Source organism: Micromonospora sp. AMSO31t (assembly GCF_008868175.1).
Taxonomy (GTDB): Bacteria; Actinomycetota; Actinomycetes; order Mycobacteriales; family Micromonosporaceae; genus Micromonospora.
Map to the genome: position 1 here is coordinate 32,327 of NZ_WBKT01000020.1, position 26,913 is coordinate 59,239.

The 26,913-nt window shown below is 72.5% G+C and carries 22 protein-coding genes, 1 tRNA gene and 1 pseudogene; 14 read left to right on the forward strand and 10 right to left on the reverse strand.

Annotated elements, in window-relative coordinates:
• Positions 1 to 14 precede the first annotated feature (14 nt).
• From F8274_RS07485 to F8274_RS07495, 3 genes are read left to right on the forward strand one after another with little or no spacing between them, the layout of a single operon-like run.
• Positions 15 to 914, forward strand: coding sequence for a low temperature requirement protein A (locus F8274_RS07485; protein ID WP_151461550.1), 900 nt, complete (start codon positions 15 to 17; stop codon positions 912 to 914).
• Positions 915 to 961: 47 nt separating this feature from the next.
• Entirely contained in the window at positions 962 to 1,639 is a 678-nt protein-coding gene (locus F8274_RS07490) for a DNA alkylation repair protein (protein ID WP_225853650.1), read from the forward strand.
• Between the two features lie 35 nt (positions 1,640 to 1,674).
• Positions 1,675 to 2,445, forward strand: coding sequence for an SDR family oxidoreductase (locus F8274_RS07495; protein WP_151461551.1), 771 nt, complete (start codon positions 1,675 to 1,677; stop codon positions 2,443 to 2,445).
• Here F8274_RS07495 and F8274_RS07500 read toward each other — a convergent pair.
• Positions 2,386 to 3,237: a class I SAM-dependent methyltransferase gene (locus F8274_RS07500; protein ID WP_151461552.1), complete on the reverse strand. Its 852-nt coding sequence runs from the start codon at positions 3,235 to 3,237 to the stop codon at positions 2,386 to 2,388. The two genes, F8274_RS07495 and F8274_RS07500, sit on opposite strands and share 60 nt — an antisense overlap.
• A gap of 70 nt (positions 3,238 to 3,307) precedes the next feature.
• Here F8274_RS07500 and F8274_RS07505 point away from each other — a divergent pair, with 70 nt between their 5' ends.
• The 4 genes from F8274_RS07505 to rox all read left to right on the forward strand — a co-directional run bounded on the left by F8274_RS07505 (position 3,308) and on the right by rox (position 6,701).
• A complete protein-coding gene (locus F8274_RS07505) occupies positions 3,308 to 3,667 on the forward strand; it encodes a hypothetical protein (protein WP_151461553.1) in 360 nt (119 codons plus the stop codon).
• Positions 3,668 to 3,676: 9 nt separating this feature from the next.
• Positions 3,677 to 4,771, forward strand: coding sequence for a hypothetical protein (locus F8274_RS32300; protein ID WP_151461554.1), 1,095 nt, complete (start codon positions 3,677 to 3,679; stop codon positions 4,769 to 4,771).
• A gap of 6 nt (positions 4,772 to 4,777) precedes the next feature.
• Positions 4,778 to 5,047 (forward strand): hypothetical protein, encoded by a 270-nt coding sequence (locus F8274_RS07515; protein ID WP_151461555.1) that lies wholly within the window; start codon positions 4,778 to 4,780, stop codon positions 5,045 to 5,047.
• A 205-nt stretch (positions 5,048 to 5,252) separates the two neighbouring features.
• Positions 5,253 to 6,701 (forward strand): rifampin monooxygenase, encoded by a 1,449-nt coding sequence (gene rox / locus F8274_RS07520; RefSeq protein WP_151461556.1) that lies wholly within the window; start codon positions 5,253 to 5,255, stop codon positions 6,699 to 6,701.
• A gap of 98 nt (positions 6,702 to 6,799) precedes the next feature.
• Here the strand turns inward: rox and F8274_RS07525 are convergent, their stop codons facing one another.
• Complete coding sequence (locus F8274_RS07525; protein ID WP_151461557.1) at positions 6,800 to 7,417, reverse strand: DUF2625 family protein; 618 nt, start codon at positions 7,415 to 7,417, stop codon at positions 6,800 to 6,802.
• A gap of 807 nt (positions 7,418 to 8,224) precedes the next feature.
• Here F8274_RS07525 and F8274_RS07530 point away from each other — a divergent pair.
• Positions 8,225 to 9,523 (forward strand): MFS transporter, encoded by a 1,299-nt coding sequence (locus F8274_RS07530; RefSeq protein WP_225853651.1) that lies wholly within the window; start codon positions 8,225 to 8,227, stop codon positions 9,521 to 9,523.
• Positions 9,524 to 9,886: 363 nt separating this feature from the next.
• Here F8274_RS07530 and F8274_RS07535 read toward each other — a convergent pair.
• The 6 genes and pseudogenes from F8274_RS07535 to F8274_RS32560 all read right to left on the reverse strand — a co-directional run.
• Positions 9,887 to 9,961 (reverse strand) — tRNA-Val (locus F8274_RS07535).
• An 80-nt stretch (positions 9,962 to 10,041) separates the two neighbouring features.
• Entirely contained in the window at positions 10,042 to 10,509 is a 468-nt protein-coding gene (locus F8274_RS07540; RefSeq protein WP_091269137.1) for a peroxiredoxin, read from the reverse strand.
• Positions 10,510 to 10,587: 78 nt separating this feature from the next.
• On the reverse strand, positions 10,588 to 11,025 hold the full coding sequence (locus F8274_RS07545; RefSeq protein WP_151461558.1) for a DUF3052 domain-containing protein: 438 nt from the start codon (positions 11,023 to 11,025) through the stop codon (positions 10,588 to 10,590).
• Positions 11,026 to 11,136: 111 nt separating this feature from the next.
• Positions 11,137 to 13,623, reverse strand: a complete 2,487-nt coding sequence (locus F8274_RS07550) for a thiamine pyrophosphate-dependent enzyme (protein WP_370518201.1) — start codon at positions 13,621 to 13,623, stop codon at positions 11,137 to 11,139.
• Between the two features lie 222 nt (positions 13,624 to 13,845).
• A complete protein-coding gene (locus F8274_RS32555; RefSeq protein WP_255474560.1) occupies positions 13,846 to 14,307 on the reverse strand; it encodes a MarR family winged helix-turn-helix transcriptional regulator in 462 nt (153 codons plus the stop codon).
• 237 nt (positions 14,308 to 14,544) lie between these two features.
• A pseudogene (locus tag F8274_RS32560) lies at positions 14,545 to 15,870 on the reverse strand (MFS transporter); the annotation flags it as partial.
• Here F8274_RS32560 and F8274_RS07560 point away from each other — a divergent pair.
• Positions 15,869 to 16,639, forward strand: coding sequence for an AraC family transcriptional regulator (locus F8274_RS07560; RefSeq protein WP_151461561.1), 771 nt, complete (start codon positions 15,869 to 15,871; stop codon positions 16,637 to 16,639). The pseudogene F8274_RS32560 and the gene F8274_RS07560 overlap by 2 nt on opposite strands.
• Before the next feature lie 134 nt (positions 16,640 to 16,773).
• Positions 16,774 to 18,426: an alkaline phosphatase gene (locus F8274_RS07565; RefSeq protein ID WP_151461562.1), complete on the forward strand. Its 1,653-nt coding sequence runs from the start codon at positions 16,774 to 16,776 to the stop codon at positions 18,424 to 18,426.
• Positions 18,427 to 18,484: 58 nt separating this feature from the next.
• Here the strand turns inward: F8274_RS07565 and F8274_RS07570 are convergent, their stop codons facing one another.
• Complete coding sequence (locus F8274_RS07570; RefSeq protein ID WP_192579744.1) at positions 18,485 to 18,889, reverse strand: YjbQ family protein; 405 nt, start codon at positions 18,887 to 18,889, stop codon at positions 18,485 to 18,487.
• A 201-nt stretch (positions 18,890 to 19,090) separates the two neighbouring features.
• Between F8274_RS07570 and aceE the strand changes: the two genes are divergently transcribed.
• Positions 19,091 to 21,835: a pyruvate dehydrogenase (acetyl-transferring), homodimeric type gene (gene aceE / locus F8274_RS07575; protein WP_151461564.1), complete on the forward strand. Its 2,745-nt coding sequence runs from the start codon at positions 19,091 to 19,093 to the stop codon at positions 21,833 to 21,835.
• 143 nt (positions 21,836 to 21,978) lie between these two features.
• Here the strand turns inward: aceE and F8274_RS07580 are convergent, their stop codons facing one another.
• Positions 21,979 to 22,425, reverse strand: coding sequence for an SRPBCC family protein (locus F8274_RS07580; protein WP_091319671.1), 447 nt, complete (start codon positions 22,423 to 22,425; stop codon positions 21,979 to 21,981).
• A gap of 187 nt (positions 22,426 to 22,612) precedes the next feature.
• Between F8274_RS07580 and F8274_RS07585 the strand changes: the two genes are divergently transcribed.
• The 3 genes from F8274_RS07585 to gltX all read left to right on the forward strand — a co-directional run bounded on the left by F8274_RS07585 (position 22,613) and on the right by gltX (position 26,714).
• Entirely contained in the window at positions 22,613 to 23,944 is a 1,332-nt protein-coding gene (locus F8274_RS07585; RefSeq protein WP_151461565.1) for a GH1 family beta-glucosidase, read from the forward strand.
• The gene (locus tag F8274_RS07590; RefSeq protein WP_151461566.1) at positions 23,941 to 25,218 is read left to right on the forward strand and encodes an MFS transporter; all 1,278 of its coding nucleotides are present in this window, start codon (positions 23,941 to 23,943) and stop codon (positions 25,216 to 25,218) included. The genes F8274_RS07585 and F8274_RS07590 overlap by 4 nt, the downstream gene beginning before the upstream one ends.
• 86 nt (positions 25,219 to 25,304) lie before the next feature.
• The gene (gltX, locus tag F8274_RS07595) at positions 25,305 to 26,714 is read left to right on the forward strand and encodes a glutamate--tRNA ligase (RefSeq protein ID WP_151461567.1); all 1,410 of its coding nucleotides are present in this window, start codon (positions 25,305 to 25,307) and stop codon (positions 26,712 to 26,714) included.
• The last annotated feature ends 199 nt before the right edge of the window (positions 26,715 to 26,913 follow it).

Here is a 26,913-nt window from a genome sequence, read left to right on the forward strand (position 1 = left end):
CAAGCTGCCTGGTGATGGTCGTGGCGCTGCCGGACGCGTTCGGCGACCGGGGCCTGGCCTTCGCTGGCGCGTACGTCGCCATCCATGTCGGCCGTCAGCTCTTCCTCGTCCTCGCCCTGCGCGGACAGGAGCTGCAGCGCCGGAGCATCCGGGTGCTGGGCTGGTTCGCCGTGTCCGCGGTGCCGTGGATCGCCGGGGCGCTGGCGCCCGTGCCGGCCCGCGTCGTCCTGTGGACGCTGGCGGTGGCCGTGGACGTCACGGGCGGCGTCCTGCGCTTCCCGACGCCGCGGCTGGGACGCTCGCCCGAATCGGAGTACCCGATCGTGGCCGAGCACCTGTCCGAGCGGTACCGGCAGCTCTTCATCATCGCGCTCGGCGAGCTGATCCTGGTGGGCACGTTGACGCTGAGTGGCAGCGGCTTCGCGGCCGACCGGACGGCGGCGTTCGTGGTGTCGTTCGTCGCCACGGTGCTGTTCTGGCGGATCTACCTGCACCGGGCCGGGGAGCTGCTGCCCGCCGCCATCGCGGCGGCCCGCCGGCCGGATCCCCTGGCCCGGTTGGCGGCGGCCGCCCACCTCGTGATGCTCGCCGGCATCGTCGCCACCGCCGTGGGCGACGAACTCGTCATCGCGCATCCACTCGGGCACACGCCGCGCGCCTGGGCCGCCGTGATCCTCGGCGGGCCCGCGCTGTTCCTGGCCGGCCGCGCCGCCTTCGAGTACGCCGTCTTCGCCCGGGTGTCCCGGGACCGGCCGATCGGAATCCTCGTGCTGTTCGCGCTGGCACCCCCGGTGCTCCTGGCGCCGCCGCTGGCGGCAGTCGTCGCCGCCACCGCGGTCCTGCTCGGGGTCGCCGTCGCCGACACCGTCCGCGCGCACCGAGGACCACCCGAGCCGCCGTCACCCCCCGGCTAACCGGCCGTCGTAGGCTGCATCTCGCACCTGATGGGCGGGAGGCTGAGGTGGCCGAGACGACGCTGGCCGGGGTGATGGCCGAGCTGGCCGAGCTGGAGGATCCGAAGGCACGCGCGGTGAACGAGCGGCACGGTGACGATCACGGCGTGAACCTCGGCAAGCTGCGCGCGCTCGCGAAGCGGCTGAAGACGCAGCAGGAACTCGCGCGCCAGCTCTGGGAGACGGATGACTCCGCGGCGAGACTGCTGGCACTCCTCATCTGCCGCCCGAAGGCGTTCGCGCGGGACGAGTTGGACGTCATGGTGCGCGAGGCGCGCACGCCCAAGGTGCACGACTGGCTCGTGAACTACGTGGTGAAGAAGAACCCGCACGCGGAAGAGCTGCGCGTGGCCTGGTCAGCCGATCCGGATCCCGTCGTGGCGAGTGCCGGCTGGGCGCTGACCACGGAACGCGTGGCGAAGAAGCCCGAGGGCCTCGACCTCGACGGGCTGCTCGACGTCATCGAGGCGGAGCTGAAGGACGCGCCGGATCGCCTGCAGTGGGCGATGAACCACTGCCTGGCGCAGATCGGGATCGAGGATGCGGGGCTTCGCGCCCGCGCGATCGGCATCGGCGAGCGCCTGGAGGTGCTCAAGGACTATCCGACTCCCCCGGGCTGCACGTCGCCGTTCGCGCCCGTCTGGATCGCGGAGATGGTGCGCCGGCAGCACGAGGCGCAGGCGTGACCAGCGGGGCACGCGACGACAGACGGTTGGGGCTCATGGCTGGCACGGATCAACAGCATCGGCCCGTCGCCCTGGTGACCGGCGCGGGCCGCAGCGCCGGCATCGCCGCCTCGGTGGTGCTGAAGCTGGCGCAGACCGGCTGGGATGTCGGGTTCACCTACTGGACCCCGTACGACGAGCGGATGCCCTGGGGAGCCGAGCCCGAGGCGGTGACGCGACTCGCCAGCCAGGCCGGCACGCACGGTGCCGCAACCGCCGCCGTCGAGGCGGACCTCACCGATCCGCACGCCACGGCGGCGATCTTCGAGACCGTGGAGCGGGAGCTGGGCCCGGTCGGGGCGCTCGTCCTCGCCCACTGCGAGAGCGTCGACTCGGGCCTGCTCGACACCAGCATCGAGAGCTTCGACCGTCACTTCGCGGTCAACGCCCGGGCGAGCTGGCTGCTGATCCGCGAGTACGCCCAACGTTTCCAGGGTGCTCACGGCACCGGCCGCATCATCAGCCTGACCAGTGACCACACCGTCGGGAACCTTCCCTACGGCGCCAGCAAAGGCGCGCTCGACCGGATCACTCTGGCCGCGGCCCGGGAACTGGCCCACCTCGGCGTGACCGCCAACGCCATCGATCCGGGTCCCACCGACACCGGCTGGATGACGGCAGAGATCAAGGATGCGGTCCTCCGGTCCACCCCGCTCGGACGCCTCGGACGCCCGCAGGACTGCGCGAACCTCGTCGCGTTCCTGTGCTCACCCGAGGGTGGCTGGATCAACGGTCAGCTCCTGCACAGCGACGGCGGCATCGCCTGACCGGCACCGCGCTCGACGGCGTCCCCGCCGGACGCGCAGCACGCCGGTCAGCATCGGCAGGGTGAACTCGCCCTGGGCGGTTTCCGGCCCACCGGCGAGGAAGGCGCGGATCCGGCCGAACGTGGCCGCCCGGGCCGGTTCCGCCATGACCAGCATCCCCGCGCGGGTCGCGAGTGTCGCGACGAGGGAGTCGGCGGTCCGGCGCTGCCCGTGCGGGAACTCGGCCTGCTCCGGCGAGCCGAAGCGGGCGACCAGGCCGCCGCCCGGAGAGCACAGGTCCGCCGTCGCGGCGCGCCAACTGCTCAACGTGTCCCGCGGGCCGATGGCCGCGTTGCCGCTGACCCGTTCGAGCCCGGCAACCCAGTCGACCCGGTTGTCCAGGACGTTCCACAGGCCGGCCAGGATGCCTCCGGGCGCGAGGACCCTGGCGATCTCCGGGCCCGCGACCGCCATGTCGAACCAGTGCAGGGCGTTGCCGGCCAGCACGGCATCGACGGACGCGTCCGGCAGCGGGATCGCCTCGGCGCTGCCCGGCAGGGCACGGACGGTCGGCAGGGCACGGCGCAGCTCGGCCAGCATCGCCGGGTCCGGTTCGACCGCGACGACGTCGGCACCCAGCGCGACCAGCGTGGACGTCAGCTTGCCGGTTCCGGCGCCGAGGTCGAGCACTCGCCGGCCGGGCGCGGGCTCCAGCGCCCAGCGCACGGCGGCCTGCGCGTAGTCCGGGCGGTGCTCGGCGTAGGCGGCCGCCGCCGCGCCGAACGACGAGCTGAGAACCAACCGTTCCTCCACGCGGTCACCCTAGCCGCCGTACGTCACGCAGGGCAGCGGCGGTGTGACCATCGTTGGTATCTTCGCCGGCATGAGTGGGGCCCGACGGTCGGGGAGCCGGAACAGCCGGCGGAACGGCACCGATGGTGAGCGTGCCGAGGCGGCGGAGGCTTACCGCCGGTCGGTCGCGAGGTTGCAGCACACCGCCTACCGGAACCTGCGACAGACGATCGCCTACGCCACCATCTTCGTCGCCGTCCTGGCCACCTGGATGATCCTCATCGGTGCGGCCACGCCGGCCAGCTTCCCCTGGTACGCCGCCTCGGTCCTGGGTGGAGTGCTCGGCCTGGCCACCTATGCCGTCCGGGAGCCACGCCCGCGCCGCTACATACTGGCCGGCGCCGTCGTCCTCGCCGTCGTGGGCGTGACCGGCATCTTCCTCGTGGACTAGGCGGCGGAGATGACGCTGTCCGTCGAGCCGCAGGCGGTGGTCGGCTTCGCCCGCCAGGTCGACCGCGCCGCCGCGGACGTCGCCGAGATCCGCGGCTACCTCAACCGGTACGCCGACGTCGCGACCGGCGGCGAACAGCTCCAGATCGCCCGGGCCGGACACGAACACGCGGTGGAACTCGTCAACGGCACCCTCAACCGGCTCGCCTGCCTCCTGGAGAACTCCGCCCCGGAGCTGCGGGCCGCCGCCGGCTACTACCGCACGACCGATCTCGCCGCCGCCGACCGGCTCGACCGCACGCTGCCCGCGGCGGTCGACCGCTGCATCACCCCACTGGAACTGGAGGTGGCGGGCAACCCCTGCGCCCCGGCGGACTTCATCGACCCCCGGGACGTTCGAGGCCACCTCGACGCTCCCGGTGCCCCCGAGAGGCCGTCGAACGCCCTGGGATGGATGGACTACCTCAGCCCCGCGTCCTGGCTGAACGAGGTCTTCGACCACGTCTTCGGCTTCGACCCCATCGGGAGGATCCAGAACCAGGTCTCCGGGGACTGGGAAGCCCTCGCCCGGATGGCGCCCGTCGTCGACAACGTCGGCGGCGCCCTGCACGACCTGGCCTACAACCTCCAGTCCGGCACCACCACCCTGCACCCGCTGTGGCAGGGCGTCGCCGGGGACGGCGCCTTCCGCTACTTCACCACCACCGCCAACGCCACCGCCGACCTCCACGACCCCCTGACCACCATCAGCAGGGCGTACGTCGACATGGCCGATGCCGTCTGGTCCGCGGGCGAGGCCCTCGGCGGCGTCGTCAAGAGCCTGATCGACGCCGCCGTCATCGCCGGGATCGCCGCCGCCGCCGGCACCGTCACCGCCGAGACCGGCGTCGGCGCGGTCGTCGGCTACGGCCTCGCCGCCGCCGAGGTCGCCAACATGTTCCGACTCTGGGGTGAGGCGACGAAGCTCTGCCAGCAGATCGCCGCCGCCGTCCTCGTGTTCCGCGCGATCCTCACCCGCGAACTCAGCGACCTCGACGCCGTCGCCCTGCCCGCGCTCCCCGACGGCGGCCGCTACGACCACCCCCTCGCCGGCGCGAACGCCTAGCCGCCCATGGACGGCCTGGACGACATCACCAACGGCGACGAGGAACGCGCCGACGCGCTGCGCACGGCTCTGGATCGCCTCCGGCGCAGCGACAACCCTCTCCTCCGCGAGATGGCAGCCGCCGTTCGGGACGGCCAGCTCGACCTGCGCCAGGCGGTGACCGGCACGACCTACGGCGCCGAGCTGAGCCAGCCCTTCCGGACCTTCTGGACCGCGTACCAGGAGATGACGACCCAGGAGCGCGACGACCTCTGCGGCGCGCGTCCCACGCGGTAGGTGATCGCCGGCGGAACCCAGCCGGCGAGGTGTCCGCAACGGAAAAGGCTCCGCAACAGAAAAGGCTCCGCAACGGAAAAGGCAAGGAGGAGAACTCCTTGCCACTGTCAACATATACCGCACCCCTGGGCTTGCGGCAAGACCCCGGTTGTGGCGCACAGTGGTCGGCCGAGCGCACAAAATGGCCACAGCAATGGGGGAATGCATGTTCGATGTGATCGTCGTCGGCGGCGGACCGACCGGCATGATGCTGGCGAGCGAACTGCGTCTGCGGGGCGTCGACGTGCTCGTGCTGGAGAAGGAGGCCGAGCCGCCGCCGTTCGTGCGGTCGCTCGGGCTGCACGTGCGCAGCATCGAGGTGATGGATCAACGGGGCCTGTTGGAGCGGTTCCTCGAGAACGGCACGCCGCACCCGATCCGGGGATTTTTCGCGGGCATCGACAAGCCCGCTCCCACCGGGCTGGACACCGCCCACGGATACGTGCTCGGCATTCCGCAGACGGTGACCGACCGGCTGCTCGCCGAGCACGCGGCCGACGTGGGAGCCGAGATCCGGCGCGGCTGTGCGGTGGTCGGGCTGGAGCAGGACGACGACGGCGTGACCGTCCACGTCGAAGACGGAACGGCACCGCCGTTGCGGGCACGGTTCGTCGTCGGTTGCGACGGTGGGCGCAGCACCGTTCGGAAACTGCTCGGGGTCGGATTCCCCGGCGAGCCGTCGACAATCGACACGCTGCTGGGCGAGATGGAGGCGACGGCGTCGCCGGACGAGATCCTCGACGTGACGACCGAGGTGCGCAGGACTGAGAAGCGGTTCGGGGTCGGGCCGTCGGGCAGGCCGGGGGTGTTCCGGGCGGTCGTGCCGGCGGAGGGCGTGGCCGAGGACCGTTCGGCGCAGCCGACGCTGGAGGAGTTCAAGCGACAGCTACGCAGGTACGCCGGCACCGACTTCGGCGTGCACTCCCCCCGCTGGCTGTCGCGCTTCGGCGACGCGACGCGCCAGGCCGAGCGCTACCGGGTCGGACGGGTGTTCCTGGCCGGGGACGCCGCGCACGTCCACCCGCCCATGGGTGGGCAGGGGCTCAATCTCGGCATCCAGGACTCGTTCAACCTGGGGTGGAAGCTCGCGGCGGCCGTCAACGGCTGGGCGCCGGACGACCTGCTGGACAGCTACGAGTCCGAGCGGCATCCGGTGGCCGCCGACGTGCTGATCAACACCCGTGCGCAGATGCAGCTGACCACCAACGAGCCCGGGCCGCAGGCGGTTCGGCGGCTGCTCGCGCAGCTGATGGACTTCAACGACGTCAACCGGTTCCTGATCGAGAAGATCACAGCGATCAACATCCGGTACGACCTCGGTGCGGGTCACGCCCTGCTCGGGCGGCGGCTGCGCGACGTCCCGCTGAAGCACGGGCGGTTGTTCGAGCTGATGCGCGCCGGCAACGGGCTGCTGCTCGACCGGACGGGGCGGCTCTCGGTGGACGGCTGGGCCGACCGGGTCGACCACGTCGCCGACACCAGCGACGAGCTGGACGCGCCGGCTCTGCTGCTTCGGCCGGACGGGCACGTCGCGTGGGTCGGCGAGGATCAGCAGACGCTCGAGGTCGCGCTGGCCAGGTGGTTCGGCACCTCAGGTGCTCCTACGGCCGGGTGAGGTGGATGCTGACGCCGGCCGAACCCTCACCGTCGAAGCCGCCGATACAGCTTCCGCGTCTACGACGGCGACCAGGTCCTCACCGAGGCGCCGGTGGCCTAGAGGAAGCCGAGCTGCCGCGCCGCATCCTGATGAACCGAAACGAGTTCAGCAAGCCGCACGGGCTTGCGAGACACCGCCGAGAAATCCTTGCCCTCCCTGGTCCACGGCGGTGGCCACGCGCTGATCCCCTGATCCAGAGCGACGCTGGCCACCTCGGCTTCCCACCCCGGCCACCGCAAGCCCTCATAGAACTGGGTCATGGCGCCGGCGAGCATCGCCTCCAGCCAGTCGCCATACCCAAGCTCAAGATCCTGCCAAGCCAGGTCCTCCGGGCCGAAGTAGTGCACCGTCGGCCGCACACCCGGCTCCGCCTGCGACCACGCGAACTGCCCGCCCATCACATCAAAAGCGACGACCAGACGACCAGCCCCGGGAACCATCTCGGCCGCCACATCCGGCAGCCCGTCGTGCCCACTCCCGAGCACCCGGAGCCAACCGTGATCGATCACCAGCCCGCCGCTGTTGGCGACGACCGCCCCGAGCCACGACCTGGTCGTGATGTCCAAAGCTGCCAGACAGGCTGCCGCCCGCTGAGCATCGGCGGGCAGCACCGTCACCCGATACGGCGCTGCTGCCACCAGCGCCGAAATCTCGAACCACGCAGGCTGTTCCACCCCCTCAGCCTCGCAGGAGGATCAACCAGGCGACTCTGAGGGCCCTGCCGCCAACAAACATGGCTAGGACGATGTTGACGACGGGGGCCATACAAGCCGCCTACAGCACTATGTACGACCAGAAGGTCAAAGCGCTTGCCGCCGTGCTGACGGAGAACCTCCAGGATGACGCGCAACTCGACCTAGGCGCCCTGGTGGTCGCGGCACTGGCTGATCTTGAGGGCCCCCCATGTTCGGGTGTTGAACGCGTCGTGAACGGGCCCCCTTCCCCCTCGACCTGAGGGCGCGACAGACGAGGCCGGGGTCGCACTTCATTCTCAGCTTGAGGAGCGGTTCCCGAAGCTAGCCGCTGGAGTCCTGCCGATCATGTCAACACTGGTGCGTCAGGGCTTGGCGGAAGAGCGACTCGCCCGCTGACGACAACGCCTCATGGGCGGTCACGCCCTTCGGCCGACACTGCTCGGGGTACCTCCTGAGCAGCAAGTCGGGGAGTTGAAGCGGCACTTAGAGCCGCCGCCCCACGACCAGCGGGACCTGCGCGCGACGCCTGCTGGCACGGCGTCGCGGGTTGCGATCGTTCAGCGCTACTTGACGTCGTTTCACGGTGGCTTGTGCCCCCTGTGTCCCCCGAGTGGCGGGGGTGCCACGACGACGACCTGGGCGTTGGAGCGGCTCCACACCCTTCTCCCGACGCTAATAAAGCTAGCACGGGCTTAGGACATTCGGTATCGGCCGACAGACTGATTACTAGCTCACCGCAATCTCGCTAGATTCGCCGAGCTAATCAACGGGAAGGATCCGAAGTCTGTGCAGGCTCTGCAGGGTCAAAGGAACAGTCACGCTTCCAGCCGAGGCTCGGCCGACAATCAAGAGCAAAAGCCATCGGTGCTGGTCCGACGAGGGCTGATTCCCGATACGCGCTCGCAACGGGTTCTCGCTCTGGCAACGTTCGTCAACATGATCGGCAGCGGCGTCTTTATGGTCAGCGCCGCGCTTTTCTTCACCCGTGTCGTCGGACTTCCATTGGCTCAAGTCGGTCTCGGAATGGGCATCGCGGCTGCCGTTGGCCTTTTTGCTGGCGTGCCGGTTGGGCATCTCGCTGACCGACGGGGGCCACGAGAGATTTATCTCTGGATGCTGGTCATTCAGGGCGCAGCGATGGCGGCGCTGGTACTCGTGCAGTCGTTCTGGTTGGTCCTGGTGGCGCTGTGTATGGGGGAACTCGCTCGCTCAGCGGGGGGTGCGGCACGCGGTCCGCTGGTTCGCGGAATCGGCGCTGCTGACCTCACCAGATACCGCGCCTATCTACGCTCGGTCGCGAATCTCGCCGGAAGCTGCGCCGCCGTGGCTGCTGGCTTCGCCGTGCAGTACGACACGCGTCCGGCTTACCTGGCCCTGGTGCTGGGTAATGCGCTCAGTTTCGTGGCCAGTGCCGCCATCATTGCAGCGCTGCCGTCGCTACCGCCCGTGCCCGCGCCGCAAACGGCCAGCCCGTGGGAGGTATTGAAGGACCGGGCGTATGTTGCCGTCACCGTGCTCGACGGCATCATGTCGATTCACCACCAGGTACTGCTCTTCGCACTGCCACTCTGGATCGTCGGGCACACCGACGCACCCCGGTGGCTGATCGGCGGGGCAGCACTGGTCAACACCGCTCTAGTGGTCCTGCTCCAAGTCAGGGCTAGCCGAGGGGTCGATGACAGGGCCACCGCCGGGAAAGCCATGCGGCGTTCGGGCGTGGCGTTCTTCGTCGGCATGGCCGCGATGGCCGCAGCGGCAGGACTTCCCTCATGGCTTGCGCTCACAGGCATCGTCGTCGGCATCGTCGTCCACACGATCGGTGAACTGTGGCACACGGCCGGCTCGCTGGAACTCCGATTCAGCCTCGCTCCCGCCCACGCCCAAGGGCAGTACATGGGACTGTTCGGGTTCGGGGCCGGCCTGGCGAACGTGATCGCACCCACCGTACTGGCACTCTTCTGCATCGCCTGGGGAGTCCCTGGTTGGCTCCTGCTCGGCGGGGTGTTCGTCGTGGCGGGTCTACTGACGCCGTACGTGGTGCGGTGGGCGGAACAGACGCGCCCGTACGCGAAGCAGCCCGCGTAGCTGGGCTAGCCATCCCGATGCTCCTATGGAGGTGAAGGGGCGGCTCTTGGCCGCGCGGCCCGGCCGGCTGCCGCCCCATCTCACCGCCGGTCAACAGCCTGTCGTGCTGCGGCGGCCCCTTGGGCTTCTTACTTCCGCGCCAGCCGCCGGGCGTGTTGCGTGGCCGGAGTCGGAGCGCCAGCGGAGCGACGGACGCGCGCCCGGGCGGCGGCGCGTGCGGCCCGTTCAGGGCCGCCTTGATGCGATGCGAGCGACGGTGAAGCGTCTTAATGACCAGTTGGGCTGGGCTTCCTCGCTGCTACATGCGCTGCTACAGCGAGCAGGGGGCCTGATCTTGTGATCGGCTCCGTTGCTGGTCACCGATGGTGGGCGCGGCAGGTTTCGAACCTGCGACCCCTCGCTTGTAAGGCGAGTGCTCTCCCGCTGAGCTACGCGCCCGGAACGCCCCGTACGGCGGGCCGGAGCGGCAAGCTTACCTGCCCAGCTCCGGCCCGGTCGAACGACGTGCCCGGCGTCGGTCAGGCGGCGACGGCCTCGGCGAGGGCCTTGCGCCAGCCCTGCTGGTCCCGCGCCTCGCCGGGCATGTTCATCTCGGCGAACCGGACCACGCCGGCCTTGTCGATGACGAAGGTGCCCCGGTTGGCGATGCCCGCGACGTCGTTGAAGACGCCGTACGCCTGGGCGACCGCGCCGTGCGGCCAGAAGTCGGCCAGCAGCGGGAACTGGTAGCCCTCCCGGTCGGCCCAGATCTTGTGGGCGTAGACCGAGTCGACGCTGACCGTCAGCACCTGGACGTCGTCGTTGACGTACTCGTTGAGGTTGTCCCGCACCTCGCACAGCTCGCCCTGGCAGATGCCCGTGAAGGCGAGCGGGTAGAAGACCAGCAGGACGGTGCGCCGGCCGCGGAAGTCGGCGAGGCGGACCTCCTGGTTGTTCTGGTCCTTGAGCACGAAGTCCGGCGCCTCGGCGCCAACCTCGATGGGCATGGGAGCTCCTTGGATCGGGTCTGGAGATGATCAGCCTGCCACACCCGGCGGCACCGGCCGCCGGGCGCGGAGCCCGGCCTACTTCTTGCCCTTGGACCCGCGCCGGAGCACGAGGCGGGCGCCGCTCCAGTCGCGGCCCGCGTTGATGGTGGAGGTCTGCTGGAGGCCGGCGGTCTGCGCGCTCTCCGCGACCTCGCTCGGCTCGACGTGGCCGTCCCGGCCGGCCTTGGGCGTCAGGAGCCACACCACGCCGTTGTCGGCCAGCGGTCCGAGGGCGTCGACGAGGAGCTCGAAGAGGTCGCCGTCGCCGTCGCGGTACCAGACGAGAACCGAGTCGACCACCTCGTCGGTGTCCTCGTCGACCAGATCTCCACAGCGGTCGGTCAGGGCGTCCCGGAGATCCTGGTCGACGTCGTCGTCGTAGCCCATCTCCATGACGACCATCCCCGGCTCGATCCCGAACCGGTCCGCCAGGCTGCGTACCCCGTCGGCGGCCTGACCAGCGGTCGCGCTCACTGTCGCGTGCCTCCTCATCTCATCCCTGCTCGTGGCGTCGTCCGACGCCGTCGCGCCCAGTCCACACAGTTGTGGCTTCCCGCGCAAGTGGCGCACCGGGTGGAACGGAATTTACCGTGCCAGCAGCGTGCGGGCACCCTCGGTAATGGCTTCCTCGGAGACCAGAACCTGACGTGCCGCCGGACCTAATGGTACAAACGAGTCAAGTCCGGCCACCCGGAGCGCCGTGCCGACGTACCCGGCGTCGACCAGGGCGGCGATCACGCCCTCGCCCACCCCGCCCGAGCGGCGGGTCTCGTCCACCACCAGCACCCGGCCGGTGGCCGACGCCTCCCGGATGATGTCCGCCACCGGCAGCGGGGCCAGCCAGCGCAGGTCCACCACCCGGCTGCCGACGCCCTCGTCGGCCAGGGTGGCCGCCGCCCGCAGCGACATCCGGACACCGTTACCGAAGGTGATGATGGTGAGGTCCTCGGCCGAGCCGACCCCGTACACCCGGGCGCGGCCGATCGGCACGTGGCGGGCCGCCCAGGCGCCGGGCTCGGCGTACTCCGCCAGCCACTCGCCGTCGCCCTCGGCGTAGAGATCGCGGGTGTGGTAGAGCGCGATCGGCTCCAGGAAGACGCTGACGGCGCCGTCCACCGCGGCGGCGGCCAGGCAGGTACGCAACATCGGCGCGGCGTCGTCCGGGCGGGCCGGCACCGCGATGACCAGCCCCGGCACGTCGCGGAGCACGGCCACCGAGTTGTCGTTGTGGAAGTGCCCGCCGAACCCCTCCTGGTACGCCAGCCCCGCCACCCGCACCACCATGGGGTTGCGGAACGCCCCACGGGAGAAGAACCGCATGGTCGCCGCCTCGCCCCGCAACTGGTCCTCGGCGTTGTGCAGGTACGCCAGGTACTGGATCTCCGGCACCGGCAGCATCCCGGCGACGCCCGCGCCCAGCGCGAGCCCGAGGATCGAGGTCTCGTCGAGCAGGGTGTCGAACACCCGTGCCGCCCCGAACCGGTCCCGCAGGCCCTTGGTGACCCCGTACACCCCGCCCTTGGCGGCCACGTCCTCGCCGAAGACGGCCGTCCCCGGGTGGTCGAGCATCCCGTCGGTCAGGGCCGCGTTGATGCTCTGCGCCAGGGTGAGCGGCCCGGCCAGTTCGGGCAGCCGGCCGCCGAACGCCTCGGCCCGGGCGCCGGCGTCCGGGCCGGCCGCCCGGGTCGCCGCGTCGGCGACCGCCCGGGAGATGCGGACCGGCCGGCGCGGGGCCAGCTCGGCCACCACGTCGACCGGGGAGGTGAGCTTCGGCTCGTCCAGCACCTCCTCGGCGAGCCGGCGGATCTGCCAGCCGCGCTCGTCGTACCGGGCCAGCAGCTCCTCGCCCGTGGCGTAGCCGGCCTCGACCATGCGCCGGGCGGTGGCCAGCAGCGGGTCCCGCGCCACGTCGGCGGCGATCTCGGCCGGGCTTCGGTACGCGGTCTCCGCGTCCGCCCCGGCGTGCCCCATGAGCCGCACGGTGGCCAGGTGCAGCACGGCCGGCCGCCGGTGCCGGCGCACCCAGGCCGCCGCCTCCTTCGCCACCCGGTACGCCTCGGCCACGTCGGTGCCGTCGGCCGCGAAGTAGCGGATCCCCGGCCTGGCCCGCAGGGTCGCGGCCACCCAGCCCTGCGGTGAGCGCACGCTGATGCCGAGCCCGTTGTCCTCGCAGACGAACAGGACCGGGATGCGCAACCCGGTGTGGTCGTACCAGCCGGCGGTGTTGAACGCCGCCGTCGCGGTGGCGTGGTTGACCGAGGCGTCGCCGAACGAGCAGACCACGATGGCGTCCGGCGGCCAGGTCGGGGCGTCGGACTCCTCGCCGGCCCGCCGGCCGCCGCGGCGCAGCCGTTCCAGGGCCAGCCCCAGGCCGACGGCCCGGGGTAGCTGCGAGGCGATGGTCGAGGTGGTCGGGACGACCGCCAGGTCGGCCCGGCCGAAGACCTTGTGCCGGCCCCCGGCGATCGGCTCGGCGGCGGACGCGACCATCCCGCGCAGCACGTCGCGGGCCGCGTCGGCGTAGGCGTCGTCGGGGTCGGGCAGGGGCAGTTCGGGTACGCCGGCCGTCGCGGCGCCGACCGTGTCCACGGCCACCCCGGCCCCGGCCGGCAGGCTCGCCGCCTCAGCCCCGTCACCGGCCGGCGGCACCACCGGACCGCCGGGCGTCGCCGGGCCGTCGGGCATCGCAGGACCGTCCAGCGTCGGCGAGGCGGCGGCCGGGTCGGCCACCGGGTCGCCCGTCAGCCCCGGGGGCTCCGGCGCCACGGCCGGCGGGCCGGCGTCCGCGTCCACCTCACCGTCGGCTGGGGTACGCGGGTCGGGGATCCGGGCTGTCGGCGCCCCGGTCGGCTCCGGCCCGTCGGCGTCCGGCGTCGCCGCCCCGGCCGGGAAGCCGCCCGCCGCCTGCGCGGCACGCAGGCAGTAGAAGGCCCCGGAGCGGTAGTGGAGCAGGGCGGGATCGGTCGGCCGCAGCGCGGCGGCGACGGCCGCGTTGCCCTCGTGGCCGGCGGAGCCGATCGTGTAGTACCCCTCGCCGAAGCTGCGCAGCCAGCGCCCGGCGAGGTCGAGCAGCCGGCTGGTCAGCTGGGCGTCGAACAGGGCCAGCGCCTGCGCCCCGGTCAGCGACCCGTCACCGGGCAGCGGTTCACCCAGGTCACGCCGCTGGGCGGGGGCGCCGAGCGCGGTCAGGGCCGCCCGGAACCGGTCGTCGAGATCGTGCGGGGTGGTCACGTCGGACAGCATTACCGACGGGAGGGCACCTCGCCCAGTCGGACACGTTCCGCCCGGCCCCGGTCAGGCCTCGCCGCACTGCTCCGGGCAGCCGCCGTCGGAGACCTTCCAGACCAGCTCACGCAGGGTGGCCAGCTCGCCGGTGGTGAGCCCGCCGAGGAGTCGGGAGTCGGACATCACGAGCCGGACCCGGTCCCGGACCCGCCGACCCTCCGCGGTCACCACCAGCGTCTTCTGCCGCCGGTCGGCCGGGTCGACCCGCCGCTCCACCAGCCCCGCCTGCTCCAGCTTGTCGACCAGCCCGGTGACGTTGGAGCGGTCGCAGCCCAGCTGCGCGGCGAGGTCCCGGGCGGGCAGCGGCCGGTCGGGGTCCAGTTCGTGCAGGGCGCGGGCGGCGGCCGGGGTGAGCCCCAACGCGGCGATCTCCCCGTCCTGGTGGTGGCGCATGGCCGAGGCGATGTGCAGGATGCGGCGCACGGCGTCCCCGGCCAGGCCGGAGCGGTCAGGGACGGTGGACTGCGCCATGTCGCACATCCTACGTGCGCAGCTCACGCACCCCGGGGTCACGGCCGTGAGCCGACGACCCTCCGGGACCGGCCCGGGGTCCGGCGCCGGCCGGGTGGCCCGCCGGGCGGCGACGGCGCCGGCCAGCAGCAGCACGGCGGTCAGGAGCGCCGGGGGCAGGGCGAGCACCGGGCCGTGCCGGCCGGCCGCGGCGAGGGCGAGGTGCAGGCCGCCGACCAGGGTCACCCCGAGCACGGCCGCGAGCAGCGTACCGGTGGAGACGACCGCGGAGAGCGCCGCGGCCGCGCCGGCCGGCACGACGCCGGTGAGCCGGGTGACCAGCGGGCTGAACGCGGCGGCGTGCGCCGCCCCGCCCGCCACCAGCAGCGCGCTTGCCGCCGGCCACGGCCAGCCCGCGGCGGAGAGCCCGGCCACCGCCACCACCACGGCCGCCAGCACCGGCGGGCCGGCGACCGGCAGCACCGCCCGGACCCGCTCCGGCAGCCGCGCCACCGCCAGGCCGCACAGGGCGAATCCCGCGGCGTACGGGAGGAAGGCCAGTCCCGCCGCCAGGGCCGTGAAGCCCAGCCCGTCCTGGAGCCGCAGGGTGAGCACGAACAGGAAGCCCGCGTAGCAGCCCATCACCACGCAGCAGGCGAGCAGCCCGGCCGGCACCCCGGGGTGGCGCAGCACCGCCACGTCCAGCAGCGGGGCCGCGTCGCAACGGGCGCGCCGGACCTCGTACCCGAGGAAGAGCCGCAGCCCGGCGGCGCCGGCGGCGACCGCGGCGGCCCGGACCCATCCGGGCCAGCCCAGGTCCCCGCCGAGCACCAGCGGCAGCACCAGGGTGAGCATCGCGGCGGCGAGGAGCAGCGCGCCCGGCAGGTCCAGCGGCCCGCGCCGGGGCGGGCCGGCCGGCAGGCCGGTGAACACCCGCCGCCCGGCGATCTGGAGCACCACGCCGACCGGCACGTTCACCAGGAACGCGGCCCGCCACGTCAGGCCGCCCAGGTCGAGGGTCACCAGCAGCCCGCCGACCACCTGCCCGGCGGCCACGCCGAGGGCCAGCACCATCGAGTACGCCCCGATCGCCCGCGCCCGGCCCGCGGCCGGGACCGCCGCCTGGATCAGCGACAGCACCTGCGGCACCATGAGCGCGCCGGCGGCGCCCTGCGCCACCCGGGCCAGCACCAGCGCGGCCGGCCCCGGGGCGAGGCCGCAGGCCAGCGAGGCGAGGGTGAACCCGGCCAGGCCGAGCAGGAAGACCCGTGGGTAGCCGTGCCGGGCGCCGAGCCGGGCCCCGACCACCACGAGCACGGCGAAGGTGAGGGTGTAGCCGGCCAGCACGAGCTGCTGCACGGCCGGCGGTCCGGCCAGGTCGGCCCGGATCGCGGGCGCGGCCACCGCCGCGATCGAGGTGTCCATGGAGGCCATCGCCTGCCCGGTGAGCAGGACGGTGAGCAGGGCGGCGGTCCGGCGGGTCGACTCGGTCACGGCCGCCACCCTGCCCGCCGCGGCGGCCGGCGGTCTTGTCGATCCTTGCGGGACGGTCGTGTCGGCCGGTCGGCCTACGCTGACCGGCATGCGTACCGCCACGCCGCTGCTGGCGCACCCCGACTTCCGGGTCGGCGTGGTGCGGTGCCGGGACGACCACACCGGCTGGTCGGCGCCCGAGCCGGCCACCGCCCACGGCCTCGTGCTGACCCGGCGGGGCGGCTTCCGCCGGGCCGGGCGCGGCGGCGCCGAGTTCGTCGAGCCGACCGTCGCCTACCTGACCGTGCCCGGTGAGGAGGAGCGTTTCGCGCACCCGGCGGGCGGGGACGACTGCACCTCGGTGCACCTGTCCGAGCGGCTGTGGCGGGAGCTGTTCGCGGAGCGGCCGGTGCCGGCCGTGGTGCACGTCGACGCCCGGGTGGACCTGGCCCACCGGCTGCTGCTGCGGTCGGTGGCCGACCCCGACCACGCGGCGGCCGAGCGGCTGGTCCGGCTGGTCGGCGCGGCCACCGGGCCGGCGGCCGGCGGGAGCGGGCGGGACCGGCGGCTCGTCGAGCGGGCCCGCGCCGCCCTGCACGACGGCGCGCCCGAGGCCGCCGGGCTGCTGCCGCTGGCCCGGGCGCTCGGGGTCTCGCCCTACCGGCTCAGCCGGGAGTTCCAGGCCCGGGTCGGTGTGCCGCTGACCCGCTACCGCAACCGGCTTCGGGTCGGGCGCCTCCTCGACCGGCTGGAGGAGGGTGCGGAGAGCCTCGCGGGGCTCGCCGTCGAGCTGGGCTTCGCCGACCAGGCCCACCTGACCCGCACGGTCCGCGCCCAGCTGGGCCACACCCCCGGCCGGCTGCGCCGGCTGCTGGGCTGACGGCGCCGGGTTTCCGCCGGGGTCCGCTGTTCGGCAAGAAGTGCCGTCCCCGGTCGCCTGCCGGCCACCTGGCGGACATCGACGGTCGCGAGGCTGCCCGGAGTCGAGAAACCGGACTCCGGGGAGGAAAAACGATGGCACTGTCCCGACGTACCGTCCTGCTCAGCGGCGCGGCGCTCGGCGCGGCCGGCGCGGTGACCGGGCTGCCCGTGGCGGCCGGCGCGGCGGCGACCGGCCCGCTGCGCCGCGACCCGTTCACCCTCGGGGTGGCCTCCGGCGACCCGGACCACGAGGGCTTCGTGCTGTGGACGCGGCTGGCCCCCGAACCGCTCGCCGAGGACGGCCTGGGTGGGATGCCGTCCCGCGTCGTGCCGGTGCACTGGGAGCTGGCCGCCGACGAGAACTTCCGGCACGTGGTCCGTCGCGGCGCCGCGACGGCCCGGCCGGAGTCGGCGCACAGCGTGCACGTCGAGCTGGACGGGCTGCTTCCCGGCCGGGAGTACTTCTACCGGTTCCGGGCCGAGCGGTGGATCTCCCCGGTCGGGCGTACCCGCACCGCGCCGGCGCCGTGGCACCTGCCGGCCGCCCTCGCGATGGGCTTCGTCTCCTGCTCGCAGTACGAGCACGGCTACTTCACCGCATACCGGCGGCTGGCCGAGACCGAGCCGGAGCTGATCCTGCACCTCGGCGACTACCAGTACGAGTACGCGCCGGACACCTACACGGTGCCGGGCGGCAACCCGCGTGACCACGAGGGGCCGGAGACCCGGACGCTGGCCAACTACCGGCAGCGGCACGCCCAGTACAAGACCGACACCGACCTTCAGGCGGCGCACGCGGTCGCACCCTGGGTGGTGGTCTTCGACGACCACGAGGTCGAGAACAACTGGGCCGACGAGGTGCCCGAGGCGCCGGACCCGGACTTCCCGGCCCGCCGGGCGGCGGCGTTCCAGGCGTACTACGAGAACATGCCGCTGCGCCGCACCTCGATCCCGCGTGGCATCGACATGCAGCTCTACCGGCGGGTGCGCTGGGGCCGGCTGGCCACCTTCCACATGCTCGACACCCGGCAGTACCGGGACGACCAGGGCTGCGGCGACGGCTACAAGGACTGCGCGGCGGCGTACGACCCGGCCCGGTCGATCACCGGGGCCGCGCAGGAGGCGTGGCTGCTGGACGGGTTCCGGCGGTCCGAGGCCCGCTGGGACATCCTCGGCCAGCAGGTCTTCTTCGCCCAGCGGGACAACAACTCCGGCCCGCTCACGGTGACGAGCATGGACGCCTGGGACGGGTACGTGGCCTCGCGGGACCGGATCACCCGCGGCTGGGTGGCCGCCGGGGTGCGCAACCCGGTGGTGCTCACCGGCGACGTGCACGCGCACTGGGCCAGCGACCTCAAGCTGGACTACGCCGACCCGACCTCCCGCACGGTCGGCAGCGAGCTGGTCTGCTCCTCGATCACCTCCGGCGGGGACGGCGCCGACTCGGAAAGCGGCTCGCACCCGTGGCTGGGGTTCAACCCGCACCTGCGCTTCCAGAACAACCTGCGCGGCTACGTCCGGACCACGATCACCCCGGCGCAGCTCGCCGCGAACTTCGACGTGCTGCCGTACGTGAGCCGGCCGGACGCGCCCGCCCACACCCGGGCCACCTTCGTCATCGAGGACCGGGTGCCGGGCTTGAACCTGACGTACGACCGGCCGCCGGCCGCGGCCCGGAGCCTGACGCCCGGGGCGGAGGCCGACCTGGGACGGCAGACGGTCGAGTCGGAGACCGTCCGTCCCTGACCCGCTGGTGAGCGGGGTGGCCGCCCGGTCCGGGCGGCCACCCCTCCCGGTGTCGGCCTCAGCCGGGCAGGAAGGAGAAGCGGACCTGCCGGTCGGGGTTGTCGCCGTTGGTGTCGACCAGGCAGATCGACTGCCAGGTGCCGAGCTGGAGCCGCCCGCCGAGCACCGGCAGGCTGGCGTACGGGGGGACGAAGGCGGGCAGCACGTGGTCCCGGCCGTGGCCGGCCGAGCCGTGCCGGTGCCGCCAGCGGTCGTCGGTGGGGAGCAGGTCGTCGAGCGCCCGCAGCAGGTCGTCGTCCGAGCCGGCGCCGGTCTCGATGATCGCCAGGCCGGCGGTGGCGTGCGGCACGAAGACGTGCAGCAGGCCGTCCCCCTGGCCGGCGACGAACCGCTCGGCCTCGCTGGTGATGTCGCGGACGGTCGGCCGGGACCCGGTCCGGACCGTGATCACCTCACTGCGCATACGGCGCATTCTGCCGCAGCCGGGCGCGCGACCGCCGCCGGTGTCGCCGGCGGGCCCTCGCAGAGCCCGGCCGTCGCACAAAGTTACCGGCGAGTACCTGTGTTCAGCGTCGCGTCTGGGGGAGGGAGACGTGACGACGAGCGCCACCAGGGGGCAGGATGGCGCTAGAGACCTATCCCACACAGAACCGAGGGAACGCCTGTGGCTACGGAACGCAAGCGCCCGGTGATCACCGCTGGTCTGCCGAGCCAGCTTCCGGACATCGACCCTGAAGAGACCAGCGAATGGGTCGAGTCGCTTGACGGTGTCATCGACGAGCGCGGAACCAAGCGCGCCCGCTACGTCATGCTGAGCCTGCTGGAGCGGGCCCGCGAGCGCCAGGTCGGGGTGCCGTCCCTGACCACCACCGACTACATCAACACCATCACACCGGAGCGCGAGCCGTGGTTCCCGGGTGACGAGCACGTCGAGCGGCGGCTGCGGGCCTACATCCGGTGGAACGCCGCGATGCTGGTGCACCGGGCGCAGCGGCCGGAGATCGGCGTGGGTGGCCACATCTCCACCTTCGCCAGCTCCGCGTCCCTCTACGAGGTGGGCTTCAACCACTTCTTCCGGGGCAAGGACCACCCGGGCGGCGGCGACCACATCTTCTACCAGGGCCACGCCTCCCCCGGCATGTACGCCCGGGCGTTCCTGGAGGGCCGGCTCAGCGCCGACCAGCTCGACGGCTTCCGGCAGGAGCTGTCGCACCCGGGTGGCGCCCTGCCGTCGTACCCGCACCCGCGGCTGATGCCGGACTTCTGGGAGTTCCCGACGGTGTCGATGGGCCTCGGCCCGCTGAACGCCATCTACCAGGCCCGGTTCAACCGCTACCTGCACCACCGCGGCATCAAGGACACCTCGCAGCAGCACGTCTGGGCGTTCCTGGGCGACGGCGAGATGGACGAGGTGGAGTCGCTCGGCGCGATCGGCGTGGCCGCCCGCGAGGAGCTGGACAACCTCACCTTCGTGATCAACTGCAACCTGCAGCGGCTGGACGGCCCGGTCCGCGGCAACGGCAAGGTCATGCAGGAGCTGGAGGCGTTCTTCCGGGGCGCCGGCTGGAACGTCATCAAGGTGGTCTGGGGCCGCGAGTGGGACCCGCTGCTCGCGGCGGACACCGACGGCGCGCTGGTCAACCTCATGAACACGACGCCCGACGGTGACTACCAGACCTACAAGGCCGAGTCCGGGGCGTACGTCCGGGAGCACTTCTTCGGGCGCGACCCGCGCACCCGCAAGATGGTCGAGCACCTGAGCGACGACGAGATCTGGAACCTCAAGCGGGGCGGCCACGACTACCGGAAGCTCTACGCGGCCTACAAGGCGGCCATGGAGCACACCGGCCAGCCGACGGTGATCCTGGCCAAGACGATCAAGGGCTGGACGCTGGGCTCGCACTTCGAGGGCCGCAACGCCACCCACCAGATGAAGAAGCTGACGCTGGAGGACTTGAAGCTCTTCCGCGACCGCCTCTACCTGGACATCCCGGACAAGCAGCTGGAGGAGAACCCGTACCTCCCGCCGTACTTCCACCCGGGCGAGAAGTCCGACGAGATGGAGTACCTGCACGAGCGGCGCAAGCAGCTCGGTGGTTACCTGCCCTCGCGGCGGACCAGCCACAAGACGCTGCAGATCCCGGGCCCGGAGCGGTTCGCCGACGTCAAGCGCGGCTCGGGCAAGCAGAAGGTGGCCACCACCATGGCCTTCGTCCGCCTGCTCAAGGACGTGATGAAGGACAAGGAGTTCGGCAAGCGCTGGGTGCCGATCATCCCGGACGAGGCCCGCACCTTCGGCATGGACTCGCTCTTCCCGACGGCGAAGATCTACTCGCCGCACGGCCAGCGGTACACCTCGGTGGACCGGGAGCTGTTCCTGTCGTACAAGGAGGCCACCACCGGCCAGATCCTGCACGAGGGGATCAACGAGGCCGGCTCGGTCGCCTCGTTCACCGCGGCGGGCACGTCCTACGCCACCCACGGCGAGCCGATGATCCCGATGTACATCTTCTACTCGATGTTCGGGTTCCAGCGGACCGCCGACGAGTTCTGGGCGGCGGCCGACCAGATGGCGCGGGGCTTCCTGCTCGGCGCGACGGCCGGCCGGACGACGCTCAACGGTGAGGGCCTCCAGCACGAGGACGGCCACTCGATGCTGATCGCCGCCACCAACCCGGCCGTGGTCGCCTACGACCCGGCGTTCGCCTTCGAGATGGCGCACATCCTGGAGAGCGGCCTGCACCGGATGTACGGCGAGGCGCAGGAGAACATCTTCTACTACCTCACCGTCTACAACGAGCCGATCTTCCAGCCGGCCGAGCCGCAGGGCGTGGACGTCGAGGGCATCGTCAAGGGCATCTACCGCTACTCGGCGGCCCCGCAGGTCGACGGGGACGCGCCGAAGGCGAACGTCCTGGCCTCCGGCACCGGCATGCAGTGGGCGCTCAAGGCCCAGCAGCTGCTCGCCGAGGACTGGGGCGTGGCCGCCGACGTCTGGTCGGTGACCTCCTGGACCGAGCTGCGCCGGGACGCGGTGGAGTGCGAGGAGCACAACCTGCTCAACCCGGGCGGCGAGCAGCGGGTGCCGTACATCCAGCGGAAGCTGGCGGACGCCGACGGGCCGAAGGTCGCGGTGAGCGACTGGATGCGCGCGGTGCCGGACCTGATCGCCCGCTGGGTGCCGGGTGACTACACCTCGCTCGGCACCGACGGCTTCGGCATGTCGGACACCCGGCACGCGCTGCGCCGCCACTTCCACGTGGACGCCGAGTCGGTGGCCGTCGCGACGCTGCGCCAGCTCGCCCTGCGCGGCGCGGTGCCGGCGCACGTGCCGGCCGAGGCCGCCAAGAAGTACGCGCTGGACGACGTCAACGCCGCCCCGGTCGGGGAGACCGGCGGCGACAGCTGACCTGTCCCGCACGAAGGGCCCGGCGCTCCCGCGCCGGGCCCTTCGTCATGTGCGGTGCGCGGCGGCCGAGGCGACGATGGCCCGGCGTCCCTGGCGGGGACGCCGGACCATCACCATCGCGGGCGACGCCGGGACAGGCTCGGTCAGCCGACGGCGGCCAGGTCGGTCAGCCGGGCCAGCGAGTCCTCCAGATCGGCGCCCACCCTGCGCAGGCCGAGCCGGAGCAGGGCGGCCTTGACGGGCCCGGCGGGCCACCGCACGACGATGAGCCGCACGACCGTCCCGCCCTCCTCCTCGTCCGGGGTCAGCTGGACGTAGATCTCGGTGCGCGCCTCGGCCCGGGCGCCGGCGCCCCGGGCCCGTTCGCGCCACCCGATCAGGGTCGGCTCCTGGTAGGCGATCACCTCGGCCTCGTGCGCCGCGCCGCGGCCGGCCTGGACCAGTTGTCGCCGGCCGAACCCCTCCCCCGAAAGGACCTCGGCCGCGCGGACCCCCGCCAGCCAGGCCGGCAACTGCTCGGCCCGCTGCACGACGTCCCAGACCGCTTCCACCGGCGCCACCACGTGCGCACTGCGCTCGACGAGGATCATGTCTATCTTTCCCCCACTTAAAACACATCCGCGATATTCGGCACTCTATGTGTAAATCGGACTTAAGCGGACGGGTTCGGAAAAGACACGCCGAAAGCCCTTGCCCTGCCTGCCTTTGCGGGCCTATGGCGCGGCGACCGCCCGGGCCCTAGAGTCGCGAGCACGCTTCGCGTTTCTGGGAGGGCGAATGACGAGCGCGCCGATGCCCGAGTTCCCCGCCGGCTTCCGGTGGGGGGTGTCCACGTCCGCGTACCAGATCGAGGGGGCGGTCACCGCCGGCGACCGCGGGCCGTCCATCTGGGACACCTTCGCCCACTCCCCCGGGCGCATCGTCGACGGCAGCACCGGCGACGAGGCGTGCGACCACTACCACCGGTACGCCGAGGACGTCGGGCTGCTGGCCGGGCTGGGAGTGTCGGCGTACCGGCTCTCCATCGCCTGGCCCCGGGTGCAGCCCACCGGCACGGGCCCGGCCAACGCGGCCGGGCTCGACTTCTACGACCGGTTGGTGGACGCCCTGCTCGCCGCCGGCGTGGACCCGGTCGCCACCCTCTTCCACTGGGACCTGCCGCAGGCCCTGGAGGACGCCGGCGGCTGGCTGAACCGGGACACCGCCCACCGCTTCGCCGAGTACGCCGACCTGGTCGCCGCCCGCCTCGGCGACCGGGTGAAGCTCTGGATCACCCTCAACGAGCCGTTCGTCCACATGAGCCTCGGGCACGGCACGGGCGCGCACGCCCCGGGCCGGGTGCTGCTCTTCGACGCCTTCCCGGTGGCCCACCACCAGCTCCTCGGGCACGGCCTCGCGGTCTCCGCGCTGCGCGCGCGCAGCACCAGCCCGGTGGCCATCGCCAACAACTACTCGCCGGTGCGGCTGGCCGGGGACTCCGACGCCGACCGGGCCGCCGGGGCGGCGTACGACGCGCTGCACAACCGGCTCTTCACCGACCCGCTGCTCGGCCTCGGCTATCCCGAGGAGCCGGGCTTCGACCCGGCCGTGGTGCGGGCCGGGGACCTCGACGTGATCGCCGCACCGATCGACGTGCTCGGCGTCAACTACTACAACCCGACCGGCATCCGCGCGCCCAGCGGCGAGGACTCGCCGCTGCCGTTCGAGATGGTGCCGCTGGAGGGTTACCCGCGGACCGCCTTCGACTGGCCGGTGGTCCCGGACGGGCTGCGCGAGCTGCTCGTCCAGCTCCACCGGCGCTACGGCGACGCGCTGCCGCCGATCCAGGTCACCGAGAGCGGCTGCGCGTACGACGACGCGCCGGACGCCGACGGCCGGGTGCCCGACCCGGACCGGATCGCGTACCTGGACGGGCACCTGCGGGCGGTGCACGAGGCGATGACCGCCGGCGTGCCGGTCACCGGGTACTTCGTCTGGTCGCTGCTGGACAACTGGGAGTGGGCCGAGGGCTTCACGAAGCGGTTCGGCCTCGTGCACGTCGACTACGCCACCCAGCGGCGCACCCCGAAGTCGTCGTACGCGTGGTTCCGGGACCTGGTCCGCCGATGACCACCGTCAACCCGACGCCGGCCTCGCTGCCGGCAGCGCTCGCCGAGCCCACCGTGCCGGTGCGGCGGAGCTGGATCGCGCTGATCTTCGCGGCCAACCTGGGCGTCTGGATGGCCTTCTTCACCCCGATCCAGGTGCTGCTGCCGCAGCAGGTGGAGCGCATCGCGCCGGGCGACAAGGAGGCCATGCTGGCGGTGGTCACCGGCCTCGGCGCGCTCGCCGCGGTGCTGGCGAACCCGCTCGCCGGGGCGCTGTCCGACCGGACCTCGCTGCGCCTGGCGAACCGGCACTTCGGCCGCCGGCACGTCTGGACCGCCACGGGCGCGGTGATCGGCGCGGTCTTCCTGGTGGTGCTGGCCCGGCAGGACAGCATCGCCGGGGTGGCGGTGGCCTGGGTCGCCGCCCAGGTCTGCTTCAACGCCATGCTGGCCAGCCTCACCGCCGCCATCCCGGACCGGGTGCCGGTGGCGCAGCGTGGCGGCGTCTCCGGCTGGGTGGGCATCCCGCAGGCGCTCGGCCTGGTGGTCGGCGCGGTGCTGGTCACCGCCGTGGTCACCGGCAACGCCGCCGGGTACGCCGCCATCGCGCTCGCGGTGCTGCTGCTGTCCCTGCCGTTCGCGCTGCTCACCCAGGACGACCCGCTGCCCCGGGAACACCGGTCGCCGATGCGGCCGCGCACGCTGCTCGCCTCGATGTGGATCAGCCCGCGCCGGCACCCCGACTTCGCCTGGGCCTGGTTCACCCGGTTCCTGGTGCAGACCGGCAACGCGCTGGGCACGCTCTACCTGCTCTACTTCCTCACCGACGGGGTACAGGTGGCCGACCCCGAGGGCAGCCTGCTGGTGCTGATCCTGCTCTACACGCTCGGCATGATGCTCACCGCCGTGGTGGCCGGGCGACTCTCCGACCGCTCGGGCCGGCGCAAGGTGTTCGTGATCGTCTCCGGGCTGATCATGGCGGTGGCGGCCACGCTCCTCGCGGCGGCCCCGACCTGGCCCATGGCGATCGTCGCCGCGCTGCTGCTCGGCGCCGGCTACGGGGTCTACCTGGCGGTCGACGCCGCGCTGATCACCCAGGTGCTGCCGGCCGCCACCGACCGGGCCAAGGACCTCGGCGTGATCAACATCGCCAACTCGGCGCCGCAGGTGCTCGGCCCGGCGCTCTCCGCCCCGATCGTGGTCCACCTGGGCGGATATCCGACCCTGTACGCGGTGACGGCGGCGGTCACCCTGGTCGGCAGCGTCCTGGTGCTGAAGATCAAGGCGGTTCCCTGACGTGTTAGGAGGGGCCCCCTTACCCTCACGAGGCGTTAAGAAGGGGCCCTTCCTTATCGGCTCGCGGGCCGCCGTAGGCTGGGGACGTGACGGTACGTGTACGCTTCGCCCCCTCCCCGACCGGAATGTTCCACGTCGGCGGTGCCCGCTCGGCCCTGCAGAACTGGATCTACGCCAAGCAGCAGGGCGGGGTGTTCGTGCTCCGCATCGAGGACACCGACGCGGCCCGCAACAAGCCCGAGTGGACCGAGGGCATCCTCTCCGCGCTCGACTGGATCGGCATCGCGCGGGGCAGCTACGAGGGCCCGTACTTCCAGTCCTCGTACGCCGGTGAGCACCGGGCCGCCGCGCAGCGGCTCCACGAGGGCGGCCGGGCGTACTACTGCGACTGCACTCGCGAGGACGTGCAGGCGCGCACCGGCTCGCAGTACCAGGGCTACGACGGCTACCACCGCGACAAGGGCCTCGGCCCCGGCGAGGGCCGGGCGCTGCGGTTCCGCACCCCGGACGAGGGCGAGACCGTGGTGGTCGACCTGATCCGTGGCGAGCCGACCTTCGAGAACAAGCTGATCGAGGACTTCGTCATCGCCCGCGGCGACGGCTCGCCGGTCTTCCTGCTGGCCAACGTCGTCGACGACATGACCATGGGGATCACCCACGTGATCCGGGCCGAGGAGCACCTGCCGAACACGCCGAAGCAGCAGTTGCTCTGGGACGCGCTCGGGGTCAAGCCGCCGGTCTGGGCGCACGTGCCGGTGGTGGTCAACGAGAAGCGGCAGAAGCTCTCGAAGCGGCGCGACAAGGTCGCCCTGGAGGCGTACCGGGACGAGGGCTACCTCGCCGAGGCCATGCGCAACTACCTCATGCTGCTCGGCTGGGCCCCCTCCGGCGACCGGGAGATCGTGCCGTGGTCGGTGATCGAGGAGGAGTTCCGGCTGGCGGAGGTTAACCCCTCCCCGGCGTTCTTCGACGAGAAGAAGCTGCGCGCGTTCAACGGCGACTACATCCGGGCGCTGCCGGTCGAGGAGTTCATCGCCTCCTGCCAGCCCTGGCTGACCGGCACCGACACGATCGCCCCGCCGCCGTGGCAGCCGGCGGAGTTCGACAGCGCCGCGTTCGCCGCGGTGGCGCCGCTGGCGCAGACCCGGATCGCGGTGCTCAGCGAGATCGTGCCGAACGTCGACTTCCTCTTCCTGGCCGACCCCCTGATCGACGAGGGGGCCTGGGCCAAGGCCATGAAGGAGGGCGCGGCCGACCTGCTGGACGCGGCGATCGCCGCGTTCGAGGCGCTGGAGTCCTGGGACGCCGAGTCGCTGAAGTCCACGCTGGAGGCCGTCGGCGCGGAGCGCGGCCTGAAGCTGGGCAAGGCACAGGCCCCGGTCCGCGTCGCGGTCACCGGCCGCACCGTGGGCCTGCCGCTGTTCGAGTCGCTGGAGGTGCTCGGCCGCGACCGCACCCTGACCCGGCTGCGGGCCGCCCGGGTGCGCCTGTTCTGACCCCGGATCGCCAGGGGCCCGCCGGTCGTCCGGCGGGCCCCTTTCGCGTACGCGGGGTCAGCCCCGGTTCGACCGGCGGCGCAGCAGCACGCCCCCGCCCAGCGCGACCAGCACCACGGCCGCGCCGGCCGCCCACAGCCATCCCGTACCCCCGTCGTCCTCCGCCTCGTCGGCGGCCGGCGTGGGGCTCACCACGGAG

Bases quoted from the DNA above. Each gene is read 5' to 3' on its own strand.
- rox (WP_151461556.1), top strand. From the start codon at position 5,253: ATGTTCGATGTGATCGTCGTCGGCGGCGGACCGACCGGCATGATGCTG.
- F8274_RS07485 (WP_151461550.1), top strand. From the start codon at position 15: ATGGTCGTGGCGCTGCCGGACGCGTTCGGCGACCGGGGCCTGGCCTTC.
- F8274_RS07540 (WP_091269137.1), bottom strand. From the start codon at position 10,509: ATGCCCATCGAGGTTGGCGCCGAGGCGCCGGACTTCGTGCTCAAGGAC.
- F8274_RS32300 (WP_151461554.1), top strand. From the start codon at position 3,677: ATGACGCTGTCCGTCGAGCCGCAGGCGGTGGTCGGCTTCGCCCGCCAG.
- F8274_RS07515 (WP_151461555.1), top strand. From the start codon at position 4,778: ATGGACGGCCTGGACGACATCACCAACGGCGACGAGGAACGCGCCGAC.
- F8274_RS07580 (WP_091319671.1), bottom strand. From the start codon at position 22,425: ATGATCCTCGTCGAGCGCAGTGCGCACGTGGTGGCGCCGGTGGAAGCG.
- F8274_RS07560 (WP_151461561.1), top strand. From the start codon at position 15,869: ATGCGTACCGCCACGCCGCTGCTGGCGCACCCCGACTTCCGGGTCGGC.
- F8274_RS07565 (WP_151461562.1), top strand. From the start codon at position 16,774: ATGGCACTGTCCCGACGTACCGTCCTGCTCAGCGGCGCGGCGCTCGGC.
- F8274_RS32555 (WP_255474560.1), bottom strand. From the start codon at position 14,307: ATGGCGCAGTCCACCGTCCCTGACCGCTCCGGCCTGGCCGGGGACGCC.
- F8274_RS07590 (WP_151461566.1), top strand. From the start codon at position 23,941: ATGACCACCGTCAACCCGACGCCGGCCTCGCTGCCGGCAGCGCTCGCC.
- F8274_RS07570 (WP_192579744.1), bottom strand. From the start codon at position 18,889: ATGCGCAGTGAGGTGATCACGGTCCGGACCGGGTCCCGGCCGACCGTC.
- F8274_RS07505 (WP_151461553.1), top strand. From the start codon at position 3,308: ATGAGTGGGGCCCGACGGTCGGGGAGCCGGAACAGCCGGCGGAACGGC.
- F8274_RS07585 (WP_151461565.1), top strand. From the start codon at position 22,613: ATGACGAGCGCGCCGATGCCCGAGTTCCCCGCCGGCTTCCGGTGGGGG.
- F8274_RS07495 (WP_151461551.1), top strand. From the start codon at position 1,675: ATGGCTGGCACGGATCAACAGCATCGGCCCGTCGCCCTGGTGACCGGC.